Annotated in this window: 20 protein-coding genes; 9 read left to right on the forward strand and 11 right to left on the reverse strand. The window is 59.1% G+C overall.

The window, feature by feature from the left end:
* Positions 1 to 35 precede the first annotated feature (35 nt).
* On the reverse strand, positions 36 to 362 hold the full coding sequence (locus tag C1Y43_RS00830) for a YnfA family protein (protein ID WP_031279118.1): 327 nt from the start codon (positions 360 to 362) through the stop codon (positions 36 to 38).
* 133 nt (positions 363 to 495) lie between these two features.
* Between C1Y43_RS00830 and C1Y43_RS00835 the strand changes: the two genes are divergently transcribed.
* Both C1Y43_RS00835 and C1Y43_RS00840 read left to right on the forward strand, forming a co-directional pair.
* The gene (locus C1Y43_RS00835; protein WP_010618460.1) at positions 496 to 831 is read left to right on the forward strand and encodes a DUF1283 family protein; all 336 of its coding nucleotides are present in this window, start codon (positions 496 to 498) and stop codon (positions 829 to 831) included.
* A 52-nt stretch (positions 832 to 883) separates the two neighbouring features.
* The gene (locus tag C1Y43_RS00840; RefSeq protein ID WP_058769782.1) at positions 884 to 1180 is read left to right on the forward strand and encodes a DUF1161 domain-containing protein; all 297 of its coding nucleotides are present in this window, start codon (positions 884 to 886) and stop codon (positions 1178 to 1180) included.
* Between the two features lie 31 nt (positions 1181 to 1211).
* Here C1Y43_RS00840 and C1Y43_RS00845 read toward each other — a convergent pair whose 3' ends face one another.
* Positions 1212 to 2672, reverse strand: coding sequence for an MDR family MFS transporter (locus tag C1Y43_RS00845; RefSeq protein ID WP_058769781.1), 1461 nt, complete (start codon positions 2670 to 2672; stop codon positions 1212 to 1214).
* A 119-nt stretch (positions 2673 to 2791) separates the two neighbouring features.
* Complete coding sequence (locus tag C1Y43_RS23550; protein WP_146068636.1) at positions 2792 to 2983, reverse strand: hypothetical protein; 192 nt, start codon at positions 2981 to 2983, stop codon at positions 2792 to 2794.
* Between the two features lie 71 nt (positions 2984 to 3054).
* Here C1Y43_RS23550 and C1Y43_RS00850 point away from each other — a divergent pair, with 71 nt between their 5' ends.
* From C1Y43_RS00850 to osmV, 4 genes are read left to right on the forward strand one after another with little or no spacing between them, the layout of a single operon-like run.
* Positions 3055 to 3771: an ABC transporter permease gene (locus C1Y43_RS00850; protein WP_104186670.1), complete on the forward strand. Its 717-nt coding sequence runs from the start codon at positions 3055 to 3057 to the stop codon at positions 3769 to 3771.
* 16 nt (positions 3772 to 3787) lie between these two features.
* Positions 3788 to 4714, forward strand: coding sequence for a glycine betaine ABC transporter substrate-binding protein (locus C1Y43_RS00855; RefSeq protein ID WP_104186672.1), 927 nt, complete (start codon positions 3788 to 3790; stop codon positions 4712 to 4714).
* 9 nt (positions 4715 to 4723) lie between these two features.
* The gene (gene osmW, locus C1Y43_RS00860) at positions 4724 to 5371 is read left to right on the forward strand and encodes an osmoprotectant ABC transporter permease OsmW (RefSeq protein WP_021506073.1); all 648 of its coding nucleotides are present in this window, start codon (positions 4724 to 4726) and stop codon (positions 5369 to 5371) included.
* Positions 5371 to 6507 (forward strand): osmoprotectant ABC transporter ATP-binding protein OsmV, encoded by a 1137-nt coding sequence (osmV, locus tag C1Y43_RS00865; RefSeq protein WP_021506074.1) that lies wholly within the window; start codon positions 5371 to 5373, stop codon positions 6505 to 6507. The genes osmW and osmV overlap by 1 nt, the downstream gene beginning before the upstream one ends.
* A gap of 51 nt (positions 6508 to 6558) precedes the next feature.
* Here osmV and C1Y43_RS00870 read toward each other — a convergent pair whose 3' ends face one another.
* From C1Y43_RS00870 to C1Y43_RS00885, 4 genes are all read right to left on the reverse strand, one after another.
* Positions 6559 to 7935 carry a nucleobase:cation symporter-2 family protein gene (locus C1Y43_RS00870; protein WP_104186674.1) on the reverse strand — a complete coding sequence of 459 codons (1377 nt, stop codon included), beginning with the start codon at positions 7933 to 7935 and terminating at the stop codon, positions 6559 to 6561.
* A 180-nt stretch (positions 7936 to 8115) separates the two neighbouring features.
* Positions 8116 to 8817 (reverse strand): dethiobiotin synthase, encoded by a 702-nt coding sequence (bioD, locus tag C1Y43_RS00875; protein WP_021506076.1) that lies wholly within the window; start codon positions 8815 to 8817, stop codon positions 8116 to 8118.
* A 105-nt stretch (positions 8818 to 8922) separates the two neighbouring features.
* The gene (locus C1Y43_RS00880; protein ID WP_104186676.1) at positions 8923 to 10140 is read right to left on the reverse strand and encodes an ROK family transcriptional regulator; all 1218 of its coding nucleotides are present in this window, start codon (positions 10138 to 10140) and stop codon (positions 8923 to 8925) included.
* A 135-nt stretch (positions 10141 to 10275) separates the two neighbouring features.
* Entirely contained in the window at positions 10276 to 11172 is an 897-nt protein-coding gene (locus tag C1Y43_RS00885) for a LysR family transcriptional regulator (RefSeq protein ID WP_104186678.1), read from the reverse strand.
* Between the two features lie 94 nt (positions 11173 to 11266).
* Between C1Y43_RS00885 and C1Y43_RS00890 the strand changes: the two genes are divergently transcribed.
* From C1Y43_RS00890 to C1Y43_RS00900, 3 genes are all read left to right on the forward strand, one after another.
* Complete coding sequence (locus C1Y43_RS00890; protein WP_104186680.1) at positions 11267 to 12523, forward strand: MFS transporter; 1257 nt, start codon at positions 11267 to 11269, stop codon at positions 12521 to 12523.
* A gap of 168 nt (positions 12524 to 12691) precedes the next feature.
* Entirely contained in the window at positions 12692 to 12943 is a 252-nt protein-coding gene (locus tag C1Y43_RS00895; protein ID WP_058758526.1) for a hypothetical protein, read from the forward strand.
* 326 nt (positions 12944 to 13269) lie between these two features.
* On the forward strand, positions 13270 to 14454 hold the full coding sequence (locus tag C1Y43_RS00900; protein WP_031279126.1) for a sugar transporter: 1185 nt from the start codon (positions 13270 to 13272) through the stop codon (positions 14452 to 14454).
* Between the two features lie 52 nt (positions 14455 to 14506).
* On the opposite strand, the gene rhaM is transcribed toward C1Y43_RS00900, so the two are convergent.
* From rhaM to rhaB, 4 genes are read right to left on the reverse strand one after another with little or no spacing between them, the layout of a single operon-like run.
* On the reverse strand, positions 14507 to 14821 hold the full coding sequence (rhaM, locus tag C1Y43_RS00905; RefSeq protein ID WP_104186682.1) for an L-rhamnose mutarotase: 315 nt from the start codon (positions 14819 to 14821) through the stop codon (positions 14507 to 14509).
* Entirely contained in the window at positions 14811 to 15653 is an 843-nt protein-coding gene (rhaD, locus tag C1Y43_RS00910) for a rhamnulose-1-phosphate aldolase (RefSeq protein WP_088515799.1), read from the reverse strand. Before rhaD ends, rhaM begins: the two co-directional genes overlap by 11 nt.
* 11 nt (positions 15654 to 15664) lie before the next feature.
* Positions 15665 to 16921 carry an L-rhamnose isomerase gene (locus C1Y43_RS00915; protein WP_104186683.1) on the reverse strand — a complete coding sequence of 419 codons (1257 nt, stop codon included), beginning with the start codon at positions 16919 to 16921 and terminating at the stop codon, positions 15665 to 15667.
* Entirely contained in the window at positions 16905 to 18386 is a 1482-nt protein-coding gene (rhaB, locus tag C1Y43_RS00920) for a rhamnulokinase (protein WP_104186684.1), read from the reverse strand. Before rhaB ends, C1Y43_RS00915 begins: the two co-directional genes overlap by 17 nt.
* Positions 18387 to 18647 lie beyond the last annotated feature (261 nt).

The raw sequence follows: 18647 nt of genomic DNA on the forward strand, positions 1-18647 counted from the left end.
CGTGGCGGCCCGTCGGGTCGCCCTGCGCGGCCGGTTCAGGCCTTGCCCCAGCCGATAACGATAATCAGCATGCCGCTGAACGCCACCAGCGCACCGACCCAATCCCACGCACTCAGTTTGACGCCATCGACCAGCCGCAGCCAGATCAGCGCCGTTAACACATACACGCCGCCATAAGCCGCATACACCCGGCCGCTAGCTGCCGGATGCAGGGTCAGCAGCCAGACAAATAGCGCCAGGCTGGCTGCGGCCGGTAACAATAGCCAGGCGCTCATGCCGCGCTTCAGCCACAGCCACGGCAGAAAACAGCCGGTGATCTCGGCAATCGCAGTGATAAAAAACAGCAGCGCGGTTTTCACCAGCATACAAAGTCTCTCTGATCGTTAAACAAACCGCTCACCGCTGGTGAGCAAAGAAGCAGCGATGATATACTGGCAGACAGTGTTGTGACAGCCGCCCTGCGCGCTGTGCTGGAGTTAACGAAAGGAAATGACGATGAAAAAACTGTTTTCCGCCCTGCTGGCTACCACGCTGACCGCCAGCGTATTGCTGACTGCGCCGCTGGCTGTCGCTAAGACGGATCGCCTGATTATTGAAGATGGCAACAACGCGGCCAGCAACGAGGCGGCGCGTCAGAGCAAAGAGCAGTGGAACGATACGCGCAACCTGCGTAACAAGGTAAATACCCGCGTGGAGAAAGAGTTCGACAAGGCAGACCGGGCCTTTGATACCCGCGACGCCTGCGAAAAAAGCTACAACGTTAATGCGTACTGGGAACCGAACACCCTGCGCTGCCTCGATCGCCGCACCGGCCGTCCGCTGGCGCCGTAACGCGCGTCAGCTGCTATAGTTTTCACGGGAATGACGCAACAAGGAGTGAGTGATGAAAAAACGTAATGCAGTTGTGTTGCTAATGGCGCTGGCGTTACCGCTGGCGGTGCAGGCGTCCTGCGAAAGCGTGCGCGCCGACATCAGCAAAAAGATCATCAACAATGGCGTGGCGGAATCGGATTTTACGCTGGATATCGTGCCGAACGATCAGGTTGATCAGGCAGGCGGTCAGGTCGTTGGCCACTGTGAAAACGACACGCAGAAAATCGTTTACAAGAAAAACGGTCGCGATGCGGATAGCAGCGTGCCGGACAGCGCGGGCAGCTCGCAGGATGCTCCCGCACAGTAATCCCTTCGGGCGGCTGGTCGGCCGCCCTGCTTTATTCCGCTTCCGGCCGCTGACGCGGCATCAGCCACGCAATCCACAACGTCAGCAGCGCAATCAGCAATGCCACCACAAATACCCAGTGCAGCGAACTGGCAATCTGTCCGGTCCAAAAGTGTAACTGTTCCTGCGGCAGCGCCTGACGGCTCTCCGGTGCCATAATTTTCTGCATCGGATCGCTGGCCTGCGGCAGCCGCAGCGACAGGTTGAGATTGAGCACCGCGCCCATTATCGCCGTGCCGATGGCCGATCCCAGCATGCGGCTGAACATGATTGAGGCGGTGCAGATGCCGCGAATTTCATAGTGCGCATGATTTTGTACCGAAACCAGAAAGGTGGTGCTGGTCATGCCCATCCCGGTGCCAATAACAAACGCCGTCAGCCCGGCCTGCATGATGCTGCTGTCGGCGCGCAGCAGCAGTAACAGCGCGCTGCCGGCAATCAGTAAAAACGCGCCGAGCTGCGCGGTAAAACGATACGAGGTGATCAGCATCAGGCGCCCGCTGAGCGTACTGGCCAGCGGCCAGCCAATTGACATCATCGCCAGCGCGCTGCCCGCCTGCAGCGGCGTGCCGCCAGTAATGCCCTGAATCCACGTCGGCAGAAACGCGCTGATGCCCATCATGGTGGCCCCGATAATCAGGTTCCCGGCATTACCGGCCACAATCAGGCGGCTGCGCCACAGCGCCAGCGGAAACAGCGGCGCATCGGCCCGCTGCTCGTGATGTTTCAGCCGCCAGCCGGCCAGCAGCGCCAGCGCCAGGAACGGCACCAGCCAGAAACCCAGCGCTTCCGCCTGTAACAGCGCCACCAGCAGTGCGGTGACGCTGATCATCAACCAGCAGCTGCCGGTCAGATTCAGCGTTGCGCCCTGATGCTGTTCGCGCGCCGGCAAAAAACGCGCCAGCAGCAGCATGGAGAGCAGACCAATCGGCACGTTTACCCAGAAAATCACCGACCAGTTAAAGTGCTGAACCAGCCAGGCACCGCTGAGCGGACCGATGACGGCCGCGACGCCCCAGACGCTGGAGAGCCAGCCCTGCACGCTGGCGCGCTCGCGCGGCGAGTAAATGTCCGCCACGATGGTGGTGGTCAGCGGCATGATCGCCCCGGCCCCCAGGCCCTGAAAGGCACGAAACACAATCAGCCACGTCATGCTATGGGCAAAACCGCACAGCACCGAGCCCAGCAAAAACAGCGTTACGCCGATGAAAAATAATCGTTTGCGGCCCCAGATATCCGCCAGTCTGCCGTACAACGGGACGCTTACCGCCTGCGTCAGCAGATAAATAGAAAACACCCAGCCAAACTGCGCGAAACCGCCAAGATCGGCAATGATGGTTGGCATGGCCGTGGCCACAATGGTGACCTCAATGGCAGCCATAAACATCGCCAGCATGCAGGCAATCAGAATCCAGTGGCGATGTTCCGTTTGTAATTGTGCGCTTTCAGTCATACGTCTCCCTTTTTCTTACAAGGCTAGTCGAAATTTCGCCGACTCAGTTTCCTCTGTGTGCGCCTGCTTGTGACAATGTCACCTATCTTGATGAAAATTTTTTATTGTCGAACGACACCTTATTTCATGCGGGTTTCGCTTAGTTTTACTGCTTTTGTATCTACCTGATTTTGCCGTGAAAACTGGCAATGATCATTAAGCGTTGCTATAGCTCTAAAGGCAGTTTCTGGTTTTTCACTGTGAAAAAGCCGGGAAACAGTCATTTTAACTGCAATTTGACAGCGTGCTGGATTTTCGTCTGTGTATGGCATCGCATAACGCCGGTACGCTGAAAATAATGTCATAAAATCAATCGATTTTTTCAATCAGGGAGACGCACGCTATGCACAATGCATCGCTCGCCCGACGTGCCGGGCTGGCACTGCTCGCCATCGTGGTGGTGATAGCCCTGCTGGTGTGGGGATTAGGGCTGGATACGCTGCGCGACCGCAAGGTGGATTTACTTTACCTTGGGCAGCAACACCTGTACTTGGTGTTCTGGTCGATGTTATGCGCTTTACTGGTTGGCATCCCGAGCGGGATTTTGCTCAGCCGTCCCTTCGCCCGTCGCTGGGCTGAATATGTGATGCAAATCTTCAACGTCGGTAACACGCTGCCGCCGCTGGCCGTGCTGGCGCTGGCGATGGTGATTGTCGGCATTGGCGATCGCCCGGCGCTGATCGCCTTGTTCCTCGCCTCGCTGCTGCCAATTGTGCGCAACACCTATGCCGGTCTGAGCGCGGTGCCGCCGTCGCTGATTGAAGCTGCCAACGGTATCGGCATGACCAAACTGCAGCGGCTGCGCCGGGTTGAACTGCCGAATGCGCTGCCGCTGATCCTCGCCGGGGTACGAATCGCGACCGCGATTAACGTCGGCACCGCGCCGCTGGCCTTTCTAATTGGTGCCAGCAGCTATGGTGAGCTGATTTTCCCTGGTATTTATCTCAACGACTTCCCGACGCTGATCCTCGGCGCAGTGGCCACCGCCCTGTTTGCCCTGATCCTCGACATGCTGCTGGCAGCATTGGGACGCGTCCTCAGCCCGCACTCTGCGGCTTAACCCGGAGCATGTAATCATGGCCACTGCTAATCTGCTGGCGCGCTGGGTCAAACGCACCGCGCTGGCCCTGACCGCCACCTTAACCCTCAGTCACGGCGCGCTCGCCGCCGCGCCCATCGTGATGGCGACCAAAAGTTTTACCGAGCAGCATATCCTGTCTGCCATGACGGTGATGTGGCTGCAAAAGAAAGGTTTTCAGGTCATCCCGAAAACCAACATCGCCACCACCATCGGGCGTAACGCGATGATCAACAAGCAGATTGATATGACGTGGGAATATACCGGCACCTCGCTGATTATTTTCAACCATATCAATAAGCCAATGTCGTCTGAAGAGGCGTACAAAACCGTTAAACAGCTGGACGCGAAGCTGGGACTGGTGTGGCTCAATCCTGCCCCGATGAATAATACCTACGCGTTTGCCATGCAGCGCCAGCGCGCTGAGGCGGAAGGCATCAACACCATGTCGCAGCTGGTGGCGAAGCTGGAACAGGTGCGCAACACCGATCCGGATCATAACTGGAAACTCGGTCTCGATCTGGAATTTGCCGGCCGCTCGGATGGTCTGAAACCGCTGCAGAAAGCTTACAACATGCCGCTGGATCGCCCGCAGATACGTCAGATGGACCCCGGCCTGGTGTATAACGCGGTGCGCGACGGCTTTGTTGACGCCGGACTGATTTACACCACCGATGGCCGGGTAAAAGGCTTTGATTTGAAAGTACTGGAGGATGATAAGCACTTCTTCCCAAGTTACAACGTCACGCCGGTAGTGCGTCAGGATGTGCTGGAAAGCCATCCTGGCCTTGAGGCCGCGCTGAATGCGCTGTCGCCGCTGATCACCGATGAAGCCATCACCGAGATGAACAAGCGTGTCGATATCGATCACCAGTCGCCGCAGCAGGTGGCGCGTGATTTCCTCAAATCCAAAAACATGCTGTAAGGAGGCGCAATGGATACCCTGCATTACATCATGGATAACTGGAACACGCTGCTGGCGCTGACCTGGCAGCACACCTGGCTGGTGCTGGTGGCGGTAGGTTTTGCCATCCTCGTCGGCGTGCCGCTTGGCATTCTGATTGTCCGCTTCAAATGGCTGGCAACACCGGTGCTGGGCATCGCCACCATCGTGCTGACCATCCCGACCATTGCGCTATTTGGCCTGATGATTCCGCTGTTTTCACTGATCGGTCAGGGGATTGGCGCCCTGCCGGCGATTACCGCGGTGTTTCTCTATTCACTGCTGCCGATTGTGCGTAATACCCATACCGCGCTGGAAAATCTGCCGCCCGGGCTGCGCGAAGCCGGTCGCGGTATCGGCATGACCTTCTGGCAACGCCTGCGCTGGGTGGAAATACCAATGGCGCTGCCGGTGATTTTTGGCGGTATCCGTACCGCCGTGGTGATGAACGTCGGCGTGATGGCGATTGCGGCGGTGATCGGTGCCGGCGGCCTGGGCCTGCAACTGCTGGACGGCATCAGCGGCAGCGATGTGCGTATGCTGATAGCCGGCGCACTGATGATCTGTTTACTGGCGATTATTCTTGACTGGCTGCTGCACCGTCTGCAGTCGGCGCTGACTCCTAAGGGGATTCGATAATGATAAAACTGGAAAACCTGACGAAAACCTTTACGCAAAAAAACGGCACCACGTTCAATGCCGTTGACAACGTCAGCCTGGAAGTGCCTGCCGGGGAGATGTGTGTGCTGCTGGGCCCGTCCGGCTGCGGCAAAACCACCACGCTGAAGATGATTAACCGTTTGATCCCCGCCAGCAGCGGGCGGATTTTAATTAATGGCGAAGACACCAGCGGCCAGGATACCGTCACGCTGCGCCGTAACATCGGCTATGTGATTCAGCAGATTGGTCTGTTCCCGAACATGACCATTGAAGAGAACATTACCGTGGTGCCGCGCATGCTGGGCTGGGACAAAAAACGCTGTCGGGAACGGGCGACGGAGCTGATGAGCATGGTGGCGCTTGACCCGACGAAGTTTCTGCATCGCTACCCGCGTGAGATGTCGGGCGGCCAGCAGCAGCGCATCGGCGTGATCCGCGCGCTGGCGGCGGATCCACCGGTATTGCTGATGGATGAACCGTTCGGTGCCGTCGACCCGATTAACCGCGAGGTGATTCAGAACGAGTTCCTTGATATGCAGCGCCAGCTGAAGAAAACCGTGATGCTGGTGAGCCATGATATTGATGAGGCACTGAAGCTCGGTGACCGCATCGCGGTGTTTGGCCAGGGCAAAATCGTGCAGTGTGCCAGCCCGGACGAACTGCTGGCGCAGCCGGCCAACGAATTTGTCGGCTCGTTCGTCGGTCAGGACCGTACGCTGAAACGTCTGCTGCTGGTGCAGGCGGGCGACGTCACCGATCAGCAGCCGACCATCACCGTGCAGCGCAGTACCCCGCTGCAGGAGGCGTTCGCGACCATGGACGACAACGACATGCGTTCGGTCACGGTGGTCGACGAAGATGGCAAACCGCTGGGCTTTGTCAAACGTCGTGAAGCGCGCGGCGCCACCGGCCGCTGCGAGGAGATGCTGCACACCTTTAAGGTCACCGGCAAAGCGGAGGAGAACCTGCGCGTGGTGCTGTCGAAGCTGTATGAACACAACACGGTATGGATGCCGATTGTCGATGAGGAAGGTCGCTACAGCGGCGAAATTTCGCAGGATTACATCGCGGATTACCTCAGCTCCGGCCGCACGCGCCGTCGTCTCAACCCGTAACCCCGACCGAACCGCGCCACGGAGGGCGCGATTCTGAAGGTAAATTGTGCGTCAGTTGCTCTCTTCAACCGCGCCGACCGCCGCAACCGTTTTAGCTTCATTAGGCAGCACCACGTTCAGCAGCATAGCGAGAATCCCGCCGGTAGTGACTGCATGACCAAACAGATTGCTAACCAGCGGCGGGAACTGTTTCAGCACGTCCGGAACCGCTTCCACCCCGAGGCCAATGCCAAATGCCACCGCCACAATCAGCATCTCACGCCGCCCCAGTGGTGCCTGCGTCATCACGCGAATACCGGCGGCAACCACACTGCCAAACATCACCAGCGTTGCCCCGCCCAGCACCGGCGGCGGAATCTGCTGTAGCAGGTTGCCGACCAGCGGGAAGATGCCCAGCAGCACCAGCATCAGGCCAATCACCATCCCCACGTAGCGACTGGCGACGCCGGTCATCTGAATCACCCCGTTGTTCTGCGCAAAGGTGGTATTGGGAAACGCCGAGAACAGTGCCGCCAGCAGGCAGCTGAGGCCATCGGCCAGAATCCCGCCCTGCAGCCGGCGCTGAAACCCGTCGCCTTCCAGCGGCTGGCGTGAAATCAGACAGTTGGCGGTCAGATCGCCCACCGCCTCAATCACGCAGATCACCGAGACCAGCGCGATTGGTACAAACAGCGTCCAGCTAAAATCAAAGCCAAAATGCAGCAGCGAAGGCAGCACCAGCCAGTGCGTCTCCGCCATCGGCTTCAGCGGCAGATGACCGCTCAGCGCCGCCGCGATGCAGCCCGCACCAATGCCGGCGACCACCGCCACCAGCCGCGCCCAGCGCGAGTGGGAGCGGTTAAGCACGATAATCACCAGCAGGGTCAGCGCCCCCAGCGCCAGATTACCCGGCGCGCCAAAATCGCGGGCGTTATGCCCGCCCGCCCAGTCGGTAATACTGACTTTTATCAGGCTGATACCAATCAAGGTGATCACCGTACCGGTCACCACCGGGGTCAGCACTTTTCGCAGCGGTGTGATGCAGCGGCTAATCAGCATCGGAATCAGCGCCGCCACCAGGTTGCAGCCAAAGATCATGGCGAGGATCGCCTGCGGTGAACCGCCCTGCGCTTTCACCGTCATCCCCGCCGAGAGAATGACGCCGAGAAAGGCGAAGCTGGTGCCCTGCAGACAGATCATGCCTGCGCCAATGCCGCAGAAACGGCGCGCCTGCAGAAAGGTGCCGAGTCCGGAAACCAGCAGCGACATGCTGATGAGATACGGGATCCAGGCTTGTAACCCCAGTACGGAACCGATAATCAGCGGCGGCGTGATGATACCGACCACGCTGGCCAGCACGTGCTGCAGGGCGGCAAAGAACGCCGGTGCAGGACCGATGCGGGCATCCAGCCCGTACAACAAACCTTTCTCTTCTTCTGGGTGCGACATAGCAGGGCTCCGGCAAACGATTTATCAGTTTGCCTGATGCATGAAACGCGCCAGGGCGACAGCGGAAAGGGAAAATTCAGGACAGATGGTTGAATATAAACAGGTTTACGGCATAAAAAAAAAGCAGCCGCTCCTGAAACTCCGGATTCAGCTGCATACGATATGCCGCATTTTGTTTCATCAGGCGGCGGGCTTTGCACTCTCGCTGTGCAGCGCATCACCCCCGAGTAACGTAATATCCAGATAACCACTCAAATCACGCTGTTCGGCGCGCGGCAGATAAGGCAATTCGCCCAACAGCGGCGCGTTCAGCTTATCGCGCAGAACATCAATGATTTCAGCATAGTGCGCCAGTCCGGGATTGATGCGATTGGCGACCCAGCCCGCCAGCGTCAGGCCATCGGCGGCAATCGCTTCGGCGGTCAGTAAAGCGTGGCTAATGCAACCCTCTTTAATGCCCACCACCAGCACCACCGGCAGTTGCGCCTGCTGCACCCACTGCGACAGCGGCCGTAAGTCGTTCATCAGGCTGCGCCAGCCGCCCGTGCCTTCCACTACCACGCGTGCAGCGCGATCCTGTAAGCCAGCCAGTCCGCGATTGAGTAACGGATAATCGATGCGCTGCGCCGGGCTGGTGCTGATTTCATCCTCTTCCAGCGTCACGGGATTGACGTCGCTGTAGTTCAGCGTGAGGCCGGATGCCTGCTGCAGCAGTACGGCATCTTTATTACGGAGCCCTTCCGGCGTGTGCTGCGCGCTTTTGGCAACCGGCTTGTAGCCAGCGGCACACAGATTCGCTTTGGCAAAGCACTGTAACAGTGCGCGGGAAACCACGGTCTTACCCACCGCGGTGTCGGTACCGGTGACAAAAATCGTTTTCACCTTTCTCCTCCTTCATTAAAGCGATGTGTAACCTGCAAAGGAGGCAGTTTAAGGATTTGTCCCAGGCGAGAGCTTGCGTTAGCGCAAACTTAAGGCGGGCTGGCGTTAGCCCTGCAACAGTTTTATCAGTAAATGGCCGCTATAGAGCGCGTCTTTGATCAGCGCCGCGCCGCCCAGCGTGCCGGGATCGTTAAAGGCCGCGGGCGTCAGCTGAATAGCGTGACTGTACGCCGGCAGGGCCTGCTGGCGAATAGTGCTGCTGACTGCCGGGAACAGCACGTCCGCCGCCTGGTTAAGCGGTGAACCGATAAGAATTTGTTGAGGATTAAAGATGTTGACCATCATCGCCAGCATGCGCCCGATATGATGACCGACGCCGGCAATGACGTCCCGCGCCAGCCGGTCGCCCTGCTGCGCAGCAGCACACAACGAGGCCAGCGTCAGCGGCTGCTGGTGCAGCTGGCTGTCCGGCTGCGACGATAAGCGCTGTGCCGCCAGCTGCAGCAGGCTGCCGGTGCTGGCCACCGTTTCCAGGCAGCCATGGTTGCCGCAGTAACACTGCTGGCCGTAAGGATCGATCTGCGTATGACCGATCTCCACCAGCGCGCGTCCGCTTTTGTGCAGCAGCTGGCCAGCGCTGATCACCCCGGCGCCCACCGTTTCGTCAATAACAATCTGAATCACGTCCTGCGCACCCCGTGAGGCACCAAACAGCGCCTCTGCCAGCGTCCATGCGGAGATATCGTGCTGGACGAATACCGGCAGCCCGGTGCGCTGCGCCAGGGTTTCGCCCAGCGGCATATCCTGTACGTCATAGCCCGGCATACGGTGCACCACGCCGGAGGCGGCGTTGATCAGTCCCGGCAGGGTAATGGCGATAGCGGTCAGACGCTCAAGTTTTTGCTGATGGCGAATAAAAAAGGCGTTGACCAGCTCCTGCAGCGTCTGCAGTAGCGGCGTGTCGGCGCTGGCGGGCAGCGGCAGGCGATCTTCCTGTAGCGCGCGGCTGCTGAGATCGCGCAGCGTCAGGGTGATGAACCCCGGCTGAAGGCGAACAGCCAGATAGTGCCAGGCAAGGGTATCGAGGATCAGCCCTATCGCCGGCCGTCCGCGACTGCCTGGCTCCTGAAACTCGGTCTCCTGCACCAGATGCGCATCCAGCATTTCGCGCACAATTTTGGTGATGCTGGCCGGGGCCAGCTGGGCACGTTTCGACAGCTCAATCCGCGAAATCGGACCGTAATGGTCAATCAGACGATACACTGCACCGGCATTGGTCTGTTTTATTTGGTCAATATGGCCAGGCTGACTGTCCAGATTCACGCCCTGCTCCCGGATATTTTCGCGCTTCTAAATAAACAGCAGCTATGGTGATGCAGATTGGCGCGCAGCGTCAAATATTTGATTAGAAATGTGATTTATCGCACACAAAGAACGCGGTTTTCTGTACCCGCGGGTTCATTCCTCGGCATTGTGCAGCAGCAGCGCCATCATATTGCTCATCTGCGCACTCGGCTGGCGCAATGCTGACCACACCAGCCACACCTCAGAAATGGCATCGCTTTCCTGTAGCGGAATCCAGGCGACTTCCGCCAGTCGCGCGCGGGCAAACGAGGCGGGTAAAATCGACACGCCAAGGCCGGTTGCCACCAGGCCGAGTATCGTCATGGCTTCACCCACTTCCTGGGTAATGTAAGGTTTGATTTGGTAGCGATGCAGCAGCGCCAGAATTTCACCGTACAGGGCCGTGCCGCCCTGCGCATCAAAGAAAACAAAGGGTTCGCTGGCTAACGACCGGATGCTAATCGACGTGGTCTGTGCCAGCGGATGCGCGTAGTGCACCACCGCGCACAGCGGTTCACGCAGCAACAGGCGGTGCTGAAGATCCTCCGGCAGCGGCGTATTGCGCATGACGCCCAGATCGAGTCGCCCCTCGTGCAGCGGCGCCAGCTGCTGCCGCGTGTTGTACTCCTGCATCTGAATATGCACGTCCGGCCAGCGCTGCCGATAGTGATACAGCGCATCCGACACCAGTCCGGTAAACGGCGCCGAGGAGGTAAAGCCAATACGCAACTCTCCCTGCTGACCGTGATGAATGCGCGCCGCGCGCCCGGCCGCCTGTTCCACCTGCAATAAAACCGCGCGCGCATCCTGTAAAAACGACTGGCCAGCCGGCGTGAGCTGTACGCTGCGATTAGTGCGGGTGAACAGCTGCGCATCCAGCGCCTGTTCCAGTTGCAGAATCTGCTGACTGAGCGGCGGCTGAGAAATGTGCAGCCGCTGCGCGGCGCGGCCAAAGTGCAGCTCTTCCGCAACGGCAATAAAGTAGCGCAGATGGCGCAGCTCAATCATCATATCTTAAACGTCTCATTTGAGATTATTAATATATTGTACAACCTATTCAGCCTTTCCTACAGTATTCAGACATTTGCTGAATTGAGGATGTACTGTGAGTCGCTCTTCCCAGGCTGTGACGCTTGATGAGGACAGCTTGTCCACGAAGCCTGTTACCGCCGATACCGCTACTGAATGGATTGAACGTGGAACGCCGCAGTTTATGCGCGTGACGCTGGCGCTGTTCTCTGCCGGTCTTGCCACTTTCGCCCTGCTCTATTGCGTACAACCGATTCTGCCGGTGCTGTCACAGCAGTTTGGCGTGACGCCTGCCGAAAGCAGTATTTCGCTGTCGCTCTCCACCGGGCTGATGGCGCTGGGCCTGCTGTTCACCGGCCCGCTGTCAGATGCGATTGGGCGTAAATCGGTGATGGTGACCGCGCTGATGCTGGCGGCGATTTGTACGCTGATCTCCGCCACCATGAGCAGCTGGCAGGGGATTCTGCTGATGCGCGCGCTGACCGGTCTGTCGCTCAGTGGCGTCGCGGCGGTGGGCATGACTTACCTGAGCGAAGAGATGCACCCGCGGGTCATCGCCTTCTCCATGGGGCTGTACATCAGCGGTAACTCGATTGGCGGCATGAGCGGTCGTTTACTCTCCGGTGTACTGACCGACTTTTTCTCGTGGCGTATTGCCATTGGCGTCATTGGCTGCTGTGCGCTGGCTGGCGCGCTGATGTTCTGGAAAATTCTGCCCGCGTCGCGCCATTTTCGCCCTGCCTCGCTGCGGCCACGCAGTCTGCTGATCAACTTCCGCCTGCACTGGCGCGACAAAGGGTTGCCGCTGCTGTTTGCCGAAGGCTTTCTGCTGATGGGCGCGTTTGTCACGCTGTTTAACTACATCGGCTACCGTTTACTGAGCTCGCCGTGGTCACTGAGCCAGGCGGTGGTCGGGCTGCTGTCCGTGGTGTATCTCACCGGTTCGTGGAGCTCGCCGAAAGCCGGCGCGATGACCAGCCGCTTTGGTCGCGGTCCGGTGATGACGGGCGCCACGGCGATCATGCTGGCCGGTCTGCTGCTGACCGCCTTTAATTCGCTGTGGCTGATTCTGCCGGGCATGATGCTGTTCACTGCCGGCTTCTTTGCCGCCCATTCGGTGGCCAGCGGCTGGATTGGACCGCGCGCGCGCCGGGCGAAAGGCCAGGCATCATCACTTTACCTGTTCAGCTACTACGTGGGCTCCAGCGTGGCCGGCACCCTCGGCGGCGTATTCTGGCACCGCTACGGCTGGCCGGGCGTGACCCTGTTTATCAGCGCCCTGCTGGTGCTGGCACTGCTGGTTGGCCTGCGTTTACAGGGCCGCAAACTGTAATACCCTTCATCGTTAGCGCGGGACCTCAGCGTCCCGCCTGCTCCGCTGGATTCGAATAATCAGGCATTCGCGCCGTACCACTTAAAACAAAATAGCAATTCATCGCTATAATTCGTTCTATTCCAATAATACATAGACTTATTTTTTACACAGCAATGAGGTAGTCAGATGGAGCTTTACTATTATGTCGATAAGCATGCCGGTTATAACGACAATCATGTGGTGCATGCGAAGGGCTGTCCGTTCCTGCCATCCGACGGCGGTCGTCGTTTTCTCGGTACTTTTTACACGCCCGGGGCCGCAATCCAGCAGGCGCGTAAATTTTACGCCACTGCGTTGGGCTGCGAACACTGCTGCCCGGTGGGCGTAAAAAAAAATCCGAACCACAACTTTAGCGTGGCACTAAAGCATATGGCGTGACTCTGATAATCCTGGTCTGAACCGCACCCGTCTACACGATACCCGCACTCAGCACGGCTAAGCGATTTTTCTATTACAGAAACACCTGACTTAGCCTGTGCTGGTACGGCAGACTCGCGGGCCGGCAGCACGCTGGCGCAGCAGCTCCCCATAACCGCAGGCTATTTACCACGCTCAGCGCGATAAGAAATATTCAGTGATAAAACCCGGGTTAACGGTTTTCATCGGCTGACTAATGCTCCACAATAGCGGAAATTTGTGATCGAGGTCACTTTACCGGGTGCGTTCCTGCCCCCCTCACTCGTCGTTTAGCCGATTTGAATTCAATGCAATCAACAACCGTTTCCCGTAAAACAGCCTGGCTGCGCGTGGTGCTGCTGGCTATCGCTGCTTTTGTCTTCAATACCACCGAATTTGTGCCGGTTGGCCTGCTGTCGGACATCGCCAGCAGCTTTGCAATGAAAACCGCTGATGTCGGTATCATGCTGACCATCTATGCCTGGGTCGTGGCGCTGTTATCGCTGCCGTTAATGCTGCTGACGCGCAACGTCGAGCGCCGCCTGCTGCTGGCCATCCTGTTTATTCTGTTTGTTGCCAGCCACCTTTTATCGGCCGTGGCGTGGGATTTCACGTCGCTGGTGCTGTCGCGCATTGGTATTGCGCTGGCGCATGCGGTGTTCTGGTCGATCACCGCCTCGCTGGCGATTCGCGTTGCGCCGGCCGGCAAGAAAACCCAGGCGTTAAGTATGCTGGCCACGGGCACGGCGCTGGCGATGGTGCTGGGCGTACCGATTGGTCGTATTGTGGGTCAGTATCTGGGCTGGCGTACCACCTTTGGTATGATCGGCCTGTCAGCACTGGTACTGCTGATTATGCTGGTGCGGATACTGCCGCGCCTGCCGAGTGAGCACACCGGTTCACTCAGCAGCGTGCCGATGCTGTTTCGCCGCCCGGCGCTGGTGGCGATGTACATTCTGGTCACCGTCGTGGTGACCGCGCACTACACCGCTTACAGCTATATCGAGCCGTTTATGCAGGTAGTGGCCAGTGCCGATGAGAACTTCACCACCCTGTTACTGCTGCTGTTCGGCTCAGCCGGCATTCTGGGCAGCATTCTGTTCAGCACGCTGGGCAATAAATTCCCGTCCGCGCTGCTGATCGCCGCCATTGCGCTGATTACCCTGTGTATGGGTCTGCTGGTGTTTGCTGCGGTACGCCCGGCAGCGATTACCGTGCTGTGTATTATCTGGGGAATGGCAATGATGATGATCGGCCTGGCGATGCAGGTGCGCGTGCTATCGCTGGCACCGGACGCCACCGACGTCGCCATGTCGCTGTTTTCCGGTATTTATAACATCGGTATTGGCGCAGGCGCGCTACTCGGTAACCAGGTCAGTCTGCATCTGCAGATGGCAGACGTGGGCAACGTGGGCGCTATCATTGGCCTGGCGGGACTGTTCTGGTGTATCGCCATTTTCCGCCGTTATCCGCAGCTGCGCTCCAACGGCTAATGCGTTTCACAGGCAGCGGCGCCCCTGGCGGCACCGCTGCTGACATGGCCGGCTAAGGCAGGAAAAACATCGGCTGCAGGGCTTTGCTCACCGGGCTGTCGTCGGGATTTGATGGCATCAGGTCACGCATTGACGCCCACCAGCGCTGACACACCTCAGTTTGCGCTACAGCCTGCCAGCGCGCTTCGGATTCAATCTCGACGCTGGCAAACAGCAGGTTGCGTTCAGCATCCAGCCAGATCGCGTAGTTATGCGCGCCATGCGCTTTCAGCGTCCGTTCCAGCTCCGGCCAGATTGGCGTGTGACGGCGCTGATACTCCGCATGGCAGTGCGCATAGACCTGCATGACGAACGCTTTACGCAACATCACTGCGCTCCGCCTGCAGCGCCGCCGGCCACGGCTTCACGTTAAAGCGCTCGCCCAGCGCAATCAGCTGTTCGGTGGTGATGCTCTGACGAATGCCGCCCATCGACAGCGCCATGACCACCACCTGCGATGACTTCTCAGCGGTATCGATCAGACCAAAGGTTTCGTCGAGCGTCGGTCCGGCGCCAAAGATTCCGTGGAAAGGCCACATCACCAGGCTATGGCTGGCCATCGCTTCTGCCGTCGCCTGACCAATGCCATCGGTACCCGGTACCATCCAGGGCAAAATGCCGACGCCATCGGGGAACACCACCAGGCACTCGGTGCTGCCCTCCCACAGCAGGCGGGTAAAGCGCGCCGCATCCAGATCCACCACATAGCTGAGCGCCATAAAGTGGGTGGCGTGACAGTGCATAATCACCCGGTCCGCGCCGTGGCTCAGTGCCTTGCGTACGCTGTGTGACTGAAAGTGCGCCGCCAGCTCGGACGTTGGCAGCCCTCCGTTGCTGAGCCCCCAGTGAATTTTGTACGACAGCCCTTTGTCATCCACCTGCAGCAGCACCAGACTGTCTGCCGGATCGAGCTGCACGTTGCGAAAGAACTTCCCGGAGCCGGTCACCAGGAACCAGTCGTTGGCCAGCGCGGGGGCCGGCTTGCTCAGTTCAATACAGCGCGGTGCCGGATAAAAATCGCTGGCATACGCGCTGACCTCTTCCGGCAACAGACGCAGACTGACGTTGCCGCCGTTACGTTCATCCCAGCCTTTCAGCCACATGTCACTGGTGGCTTTAACCATGTCGCGCACAAACCACGCGGAGAGAATTGTTTGCATGAATCGATTCCTTAACGTTGACGCAGCACGTGTTGTTCGTAGTGACGGACTTCGCTCAGCCAGCTGGCATCGGCTGGCACATCGTGGCGCAGGCACCACGCTTCCCATACCGCCTGCCACGGCAGCGACTTCTGCTCTTCAAGCAGCGCCAGCCGGGCGGTGAAATCCCCATCACGCTCCCGCTGACGCAGCTGTTCGCCCGGCTCCAGCAGCGCCCGCAACAGGGCTTTTTGGGTATTGCGCGTGCCGATCACCCAGGCGGCAATGCGGTTGATCGAGGCATCGAAGAAGTCGAGACCGATGTGCACCCTGTCGAACAACTTTTGACGGGCGATCTCACTGGCAATCGCCTGGGTTTCATCATCCAGCAGCACCACGTGATCGCTGTCCCAGCGGACCGGACGGCTGACGTGCAACAGCAGGCGCGGCACAAACAGCATGGCGCTGGAGATTTTGTCGGAGATCACTTCGGTAGGATGGAAGTGGCCGGCATCCAGCGTCAGCGCGGTCTGGCGGCTGGTGGCGTAACCGAGGCAGAACTCACTGGAACCCACGGTGTAACTCTCCGCGCCAATGCCAAACAGTTTGCTTTCCACTGCATCAATGTGGTGCTGCGGATTCAGCGGTTCGCGGATGATCTCATCCAGCGCGCTGGCGAGACGCTGGCGCGGCGCGAGGCGATCGACGGTGAGATCTTTCATGCCGTCCGGCACCCAGATATTCATGACTGACGGCGTGCCCAGCTGCTCGCCAAACCAGGCGGAAATACGGCGGCTGGCGGTGCAGTGGTCGATCCAGAACTGGCGAATGCCCGGATCGGCATGCGACAGCGTAAACCCGTCTGCGCTGAGCGCATGAGAAAAACAGGTTGGGTTAAAATCCAGCCCCAGCTTTTTGCTTTTCGCCCATTCCAGCCAGTTGCTGAAGTGCTGCGGTTCAATCGCATCACGTTCCACCGGGCGGTCGCTCTCGAGGTAGATGGCATGCAGGTTGAGGCGTATGGCGCCGGGAATCAGCGACATCGCTTTGTCGAGATCGGCACGCAGTTCAACCGCGTTGCGCGCCCGCCCCGGATAGTTGCCGGTCGCCTGAATGCCGCCGGTGAGCGCCCCCTGCGGATTCTCAAACCCACGTACATCGTCGCCCTGCCAGCAGTGCATCGACACCGGAATGGTATCCAGTTGTGCCATCACCTGTTCCACATCCACCCCAATGGCGGCGTAGCGTTGTCTGGCCAGTTCAAAGGCCTGTTCAATCAGCTTTGTCATATGCAAGTTCCTTAGCAGGTAGGCTCAGCGCCGCAAAGCGAGCCTGATGGGCCGCAAAGACGCTGTGATTCAGCGGGATAAATTTTTCTAACGGGAAATTGTGGCGAATGCAGCGGCGTAAATCGGCCACGTCGCGCAACTCACCCAGCGCGATCAGCTGGCAGCCGATGTTGCCCAGCGTCGAGGCTTCCACCGGGCCGGCAAACACCGGCAGCTGGCAGGCATCGGCGCACAGCTGGTTAAGCAGCGGATTCTGGCAGCCGCCACCGACGATATGTAACTGACGCAGCGCAGTGCCGCGCAGGTGGCTAAGCTCCTGCAGCGTCTGCGAATAGAGCAGTGCCAGGCTGTCAAAGATGGTGCGCGCCAGCGCCGCCGGGCTGTGCGGCACGGGCATCGCCTGTTCGGCGCAGGCGTTCTGAATCTCCTGCACCATACTGGCCGGATTGATGAAGCGGTGATGATTAGGGTGAATCAGGGCGCGGCAGGCCGGTTCCCGCGCGGCGTTGTCGATCAGCGCAGTGAGATCGCTGATGTGCAGTTCGCTGCACACCCGCTGCAACAGCCACAGGCCCATGATGTTTTTCAGCACCCGATAACCTTCCGCACCGCCTTCATTGGTCAGATTAGCCTGCAGCGCCGCCTCGCTGACACAGGGCTGCAGGCTTTCGATGCCGATCAGCGACCAGGTGCCGGAGCTGAGGTAGGCAGTATCGTCCTGCTCCAGCGGCGTGGCCAGCACCGCGCTGGCGGTATCATGGGTGGCGACGGCGATCACCGGAATGTGCTGGCCGCTGGCGTTGCGCCAGTAACCGACGGTGTTGCCCGGTGCACGCGGCGTGCCGAACCAGCTGGCGTCGGCGCCCGCCCAGGCCAGCAGCTCGCGATCCCATTCGCCGCTGTGAATGTTGAGCAGTTGGGTGGTGGTGGCGTTGGTGTATTCCCAGTTGAGTTCACCGGTCAGGCGATGGTGCAGATAATCCGGAATCATCAGCGCGTGCTTTACCTGCACCTGCCAGTCCGGCTGCTGCAGATACAGTGCGCGCAGCTGATACAGCGTGTTGAACGGCAGAAACTGAATGCCGGTGCGCTGATAGAGCGCCGGTTTCCCGAGTTCACGCATCGCCTGGGCCATCAGGCCGTCGGTGCGTTTATCACGGTAGCTGACCGCTTCGCCTACCCGCTCGCCGTGCGCGTCCAGCAACACCAGATCCACGCCCCAGGTATCAATACCAAGGCTGTCCGGCACAATGCCCTCCTCATCCAGCTGCTGCAGTCCGGCGCGGATCTCCTGCTCCAGCCGGTCCAAATCCCAGCAGTCATAATCGCCGCGCTGCACGCGCGGGTTGGCGAAACGCCGCACTTCGCGCAGGCTGAGCTGCTTACGGTCAGCCTGCCAGCTGGCCAGCATGACGCGGCCACTGGATGCGCCTAAATCGATGGCAACAATATTACGCAGACTCATGGCGAGTACTCCCTGTGAAGACATGGCGACAGAGTAGAAATCCTGCGCCGCAGACACCTTCCCGCGAGTGCCAGCGGGTCATCACCGCTGGCAGGTTTGCAAAGGTGTTCGTGAGTGAGCTCACAGAACCGCATAACGGCAGAGTTGTGAGCCTTGCCGCAATTCCATCAATCACTTAGGCGATCTTGAATAATTGGCGATTTTCCTGCGCTGCCCGGTGCAAAATTCAAGGTAAGGTGGCAGGCGGCTGCGTAGACTCGG

The organism is Pantoea sp. ICBG 828, assembly GCF_002928355.1.
Taxonomy (GTDB): Bacteria; Pseudomonadota; Gammaproteobacteria; order Enterobacterales; family Enterobacteriaceae; genus Pantoea; species Pantoea dispersa.

Bases quoted from the DNA above. Each gene is read 5' to 3' on its own strand.
- rhaM (WP_104186682.1), bottom strand. From the start codon at position 14,821: ATGTTGCGTAAAGCGTTCGTCATGCAGGTCTATGCGCACTGCCATGCG.
- C1Y43_RS00835 (WP_010618460.1), top strand. From the start codon at position 496: ATGAAAAAACTGTTTTCCGCCCTGCTGGCTACCACGCTGACCGCCAGC.
- C1Y43_RS00845 (WP_058769781.1), bottom strand. From the start codon at position 2,672: ATGACTGAAAGCGCACAATTACAAACGGAACATCGCCACTGGATTCTG.
- osmV (WP_021506074.1), top strand. From the start codon at position 5,371: ATGATAAAACTGGAAAACCTGACGAAAACCTTTACGCAAAAAAACGGC.
- C1Y43_RS00885 (WP_104186678.1), bottom strand. From the start codon at position 11,172: ATGATGATTGAGCTGCGCCATCTGCGCTACTTTATTGCCGTTGCGGAA.
- C1Y43_RS00855 (WP_104186672.1), top strand. From the start codon at position 3,788: ATGGCCACTGCTAATCTGCTGGCGCGCTGGGTCAAACGCACCGCGCTG.
- rhaB (WP_104186684.1), bottom strand. From the start codon at position 18,386: ATGAGTCTGCGTAATATTGTTGCCATCGATTTAGGCGCATCCAGTGGC.
- C1Y43_RS00895 (WP_058758526.1), top strand. From the start codon at position 12,692: ATGGAGCTTTACTATTATGTCGATAAGCATGCCGGTTATAACGACAAT.
- C1Y43_RS00850 (WP_104186670.1), top strand. From the start codon at position 3,055: ATGCACAATGCATCGCTCGCCCGACGTGCCGGGCTGGCACTGCTCGCC.
- C1Y43_RS00870 (WP_104186674.1), bottom strand. From the start codon at position 7,935: ATGTCGCACCCAGAAGAAGAGAAAGGTTTGTTGTACGGGCTGGATGCC.
- C1Y43_RS00840 (WP_058769782.1), top strand. From the start codon at position 884: ATGAAAAAACGTAATGCAGTTGTGTTGCTAATGGCGCTGGCGTTACCG.
- C1Y43_RS00915 (WP_104186683.1), bottom strand. From the start codon at position 16,921: ATGACAAAGCTGATTGAACAGGCCTTTGAACTGGCCAGACAACGCTAC.
- rhaD (WP_088515799.1), bottom strand. From the start codon at position 15,653: ATGCAAACAATTCTCTCCGCGTGGTTTGTGCGCGACATGGTTAAAGCC.
- C1Y43_RS23550 (WP_146068636.1), bottom strand. From the start codon at position 2,983: ATGCCATACACAGACGAAAATCCAGCACGCTGTCAAATTGCAGTTAAA.
- C1Y43_RS00900 (WP_031279126.1), top strand. From the start codon at position 13,270: ATGCAATCAACAACCGTTTCCCGTAAAACAGCCTGGCTGCGCGTGGTG.
- osmW (WP_021506073.1), top strand. From the start codon at position 4,724: ATGGATACCCTGCATTACATCATGGATAACTGGAACACGCTGCTGGCG.